General features: G+C 37.8%; 3 protein-coding genes. All 3 read left to right on the top strand.

The features are described from left to right. The first annotated feature begins 673 nt into the window (after nt 1–673). The 3 genes from lepA (at nt 674) to E1171_RS06210 (ending at nt 4,218) form a co-directional block, all read left to right on the top strand. Nucleotides 674–2,461 (top strand): translation elongation factor 4, encoded by a 1,788-nt coding sequence (lepA, locus tag E1171_RS06220; RefSeq protein ID WP_155205147.1) that lies wholly within the window; start codon nt 674–676, stop codon nt 2,459–2,461. A 93-nt stretch (nt 2,462–2,554) separates the two neighbouring features. After that, nucleotides 2,555–3,454 carry a bifunctional 5,10-methylenetetrahydrofolate dehydrogenase/5,10-methenyltetrahydrofolate cyclohydrolase gene (locus tag E1171_RS06215; protein WP_155205145.1) on the top strand — a complete coding sequence of 300 codons (900 nt, stop codon included), beginning with the start codon at nt 2,555–2,557 and terminating at the stop codon, nt 3,452–3,454. A 164-nt stretch (nt 3,455–3,618) separates the two neighbouring features. After that, entirely contained in the window at nt 3,619–4,218 is a 600-nt protein-coding gene (locus E1171_RS06210) for a 7-carboxy-7-deazaguanine synthase QueE (RefSeq protein ID WP_246164199.1), read from the top strand. Nucleotides 4,219–4,323: the final 105 nt, after the last annotated feature.

The following is a 4,323-nucleotide window of genomic DNA, read 5'->3' as shown; positions in this document are numbered from 1 at the left end:
CACAAAAAAAGTGTCCAAATCCATATGTACTATACTTCTTTGATCCATTTCCATCTTATTAAATGCTCTACACTACCTGTCCCACTACCAATTGAAGTTATGAACTTTAGACAGCTTTTAATCTTAAATTGTTGCAAATATTGACATTTATGTTAATATAAACAACAAAATAAAAATAGAGATTTCATTAATCTTAATTTTAATTGTATTTATCTAGTAATAAAAGAAGTTTGAAAGGAAGAGTGTTGTAAAAAATAACTATTAGTTATAGATGATGCCGAGAAAGAGTTGTGTGATATGAAGAGCTGTTTTATAATAAGTATTTTTTTAATATTTAAGGTTCGTAGCAGCTTATAAGTGAAAGCTCAAAAAAAGAAGGATATTGGGTTTAAGCTTTCTAAATTATTGTAAATGTTTTTTTGGACATGTTCCTTTAATCCAGAGGTTTTAAGAATTAGATGATGCTTCAGTACCCTGGTGTTGATTTTTTAAAGAAATGCCTGAGAGAATAGAATGAAAATTCAGGGTTACAGGGGCTGAAATCCAACATCTGGGCAATTCTTTATTCTTCATTATTCACTATTCATTGGTTTAAGGACAATTCCATAATTTAAAAGACGTTTATGCAAATAAAGTCCAATAAATAGCTATTTTTGCACCTTATATGGTATCAATGGATAAAATCAGGAACTTTTGCATTATTGCTCATATAGATCATGGCAAAAGTACATTAGCCGACAGGTTGTTAGAACATACACAGACCGTTTCAGATCGTGAAATGCAAAATCAATTGCTGGATAACATGGATCTGGAAAGGGAAAGGGGAATTACGATCAAGAGCCACGCTATACAGATGCAGTATCAGCATAAGGGTGAGGCTTATACTTATAATTTAATTGACACTCCGGGACACGTTGATTTTTCTTATGAAGTATCCCGATCTATTGCCGCCTGTGAAGGCGCTTTATTAATTGTAGATGCATCACAGGGAATTGAAGCACAAACCATTTCAAATCTTTACCTGGCTTTAGAGAATGATTTAGAAATCATTCCTGTATTGAATAAAATTGATTTGCCCGGTGCCCGTCCGGAAGAAGTGACCGATGAGGTCGTGGATCTTTTGGGCTGTGATCCGGAAGAGATCATTTTGGCCAGTGGAAAAGCAGGAATTGGAATTGATGATATTTTAGAGGCCATAGCGGAACGCATTCCTGCACCTAAAGGAAATCCCGATAAACCTTTGCAGGCGATGATCTTTGATTCGGTTTATAATTCATTCCGAGGGGTAGAGGTTTATTTCCGTGTATTTAATGGTACTATTAATAAAGGAGATAAGGTGAAGTTTATGAATACCGGTCGCGAATATGATGCCGACGAAATTGGTATTTTGAAACTCGAGCAAGATCCACAAAAATCCATTAGTGCTGGGAATGTGGGTTACCTTATATCAGGAATTAAGGTGGCCAAGGAAGTGCAGGTGGGGGATACAATCACCCATGTGGAGAAGCCTTGTACGGAAGCCATTACGGGTTTTGAGGAGGTAAAACCTATGGTATTTGCCGGGATTTACCCTGTGGACACTACAGAGTATGAGGAATTAAGGGCCTCTATGGAGAAGTTACAATTAAATGATGCTTCTTTAGTTTGGGAACCGGAAACTTCAGCCGCTTTAGGTTTTGGATTTCGTTGCGGATTTTTAGGAATGTTGCATCTGGAGATTGTTCAGGAGCGATTAGAGCGGGAATTTGATATGACCGTTATTACAACAGTACCTTCCGTGCAATTCCATGGTATTGGGAAAGATGGCTCTTCAACTGAAGTAAATGCACCTTCTGAACTGCCCGAGCCGAATGCCATTGCTCATGTGGAGGAACCTTTTATCCGGGCGCAGATTATCTCAAAGGCAGAATTTGTGGGGCCGATTATCTCTTTGTGTATTGATAAGCGGGGAGAGATAAAAAATCAGGTGTACCTTACCACCGATCGGGTAGAGCTTACTTTTGAGCTACCTTTAGGAGAAATAGTATTTGATTTCTTTGATAAACTGAAGACCATTTCTAGAGGGTATGCTTCTTTGGATTATGAATTGATTGGTTTTAGGCAATCTACCATGGTGAAGCTGGATATCATGTTAAATGGAGAAAAAGTGGATGCACTTTCTGCCATTGTCCATAGAGATAAAGCTTATGAGTGGGGGAAAAGACTTTGTGAAAAACTGAAGGAGTTGTTGCCAAGACAAATGTTTGAAATAGCTATTCAGGCAGCTATAGGAACTAAAGTAATTGCGCGAGAGACTGTAAAAGCTTTAAGAAAGAATGTTATTGCTAAATGTTACGGTGGTGATATTTCCAGGAAGCGTAAATTACTGGAGAAGCAAAAGAAAGGAAAGAAAAGAATGAGACAGGTGGGGAATGTAGAAATCCCACAAGAAGCATTTATGGCGGTTCTTAAATTAGATTGATGAAAAGTGTAGAGTAAAGGGCCTGTGACTTAAATTCTTAGGATCTTTTGGTAGTGATAATCAAAAAATAATTCCAAACTCAATATAATACAAATGGCAACGATTCTGGACGGGAAAAAGACAGCAGAGGAAATCAAGGGTGAGATTGAAGAACAGGTGAAACAAATAAAGGCGCAGGGAGGTAAAGTTCCTCATCTAGCGGCTATTTTGGTAGGAAATGACGGTGCAAGTGAAACTTATGTGAATAATAAGGTCAGAGCTTGTGAGAAAGTGGGTTTTGAATCCTCTCTTTTACGTTTTGACGAGAATATTAGTGAAGAGGAGTTGCTCACCGTAGTCGAAGAAGTGAATGCAAATGATGATATTGATGGCCTGATTGTACAATTGCCTTTGCCTCAACATATTTCTGTGGAAAAAGTCACCGATAGAATTCGTCCGGAAAAGGATGTGGACGGTTTCCATCCTGAAAATGTGGGTAGGATGGCTAAAAATCTTCCCGCTTATATTGCGGCTACTCCTTACGGAATTTTACAGTTGTTGAAAAGGTACCAAATTGAAACCAAAGGAAAGCATTGTGTAGTGGTTGGCCGAAGTCACATTGTGGGTTCTCCAATGAGTATTTTAATGGCCGGATCTGGCTATCCGGGAGATGCTACGGTAACCTTGTGTCATCGATATACAGAAAATCTGGAGGAATTTACCAAAAGGGCAGATATTTTGATTGTTGCCGTAGGGATTCCTGGTTTCGTTACTGCTGATATGGTGAAAGAAGGAGTGATTATTATCGATGTGGGGATTACCCGTGTAGAGGATGCTTCTAAGAAATCAGGCTATAGATTAAAAGGAGATGTGGACTATGAGCAAGTGTACCCTAAAAGTAGTTTTATAACTCCTGTACCTGGGGGAGTGGGGCCAATGACTATAGCATCTTTATTATGGAATACACTCTTGGCGGCACAAGATGCTGTTTACTCAGGGATAGAAGTGGAGTAAAAACTAATTAAGAGAGTTAGGAATTACAAAATTGGATAGATACACCAGTTTTTGCCTCTCCACTTTGAAGAGATTATTTATTATATTTCGAAGTGTCAAATTAGGAAAATAAGGGAAGGATTTATAGGATAAAATCGATGATTTCTACTAAAGAAATATCAAATATGGAGAAGCTTCCACTCATGGAAGCTTTTTATACTTTACAGGGTGAGGGACACCATAGAGGAAAAGCGGCCTACTTTATTCGTTTAGGAGGATGTGATGTAGGGTGCCATTGGTGCGATGTGAAAGAGTCATGGGATGGAGATAAGTTTCCTTTAGTCTCTGTTGAAGCAATGGTAGAAGAAGCAGTTAAATTTCCTGGTCGATTGGCGGTTGTCACGGGTGGAGAACCTTTGATGTACAATTTAAATTCCCTTTGTAATAGTTTACATAAGGCAGGGTTTACAACAAATATTGAAACTTCCGGAGCTCACCCTCTTAGTGGAGATTGGGATTGGATTTGTTTTTCTCCAAAGAAATTTAAGGCACCAATGCCAGAGATTTATGATAAAGCTCATGAATTGAAAATTATCATTTATAATAAAAGTGATTTTAAATGGGCTGAATCTTTTGCTGAAAAAGTAAACTCAAAATGCCAGTTGTTTTTGCAGCCGGAATGGGATAAAAGAGAGGAGATTATGCCCCTAATTGTTGATTATGTGAAAGAAAACCCCAAATGGCAGGTTTCCTTGCAGATCCATAAGTATTTGGATATTCCATAAAAATAAGAAAGGTTTGGGCAGATTAGTTCAAACCTTTTTTATTTTTATAGTTTAAATGGTAGTAGCTAACTAAATGTGATTTTCCACAGGGTGACTTATTATATT

Source organism: Xanthovirga aplysinae, from assembly GCF_009711365.1.
GTDB lineage: Bacteria > Bacteroidota > Bacteroidia > Cytophagales > Cyclobacteriaceae > Xanthovirga > Xanthovirga aplysinae.
Note: the sequence above shows the minus strand (reverse complement) of the source record. Positions and strands in the feature narration are given on the sequence as shown.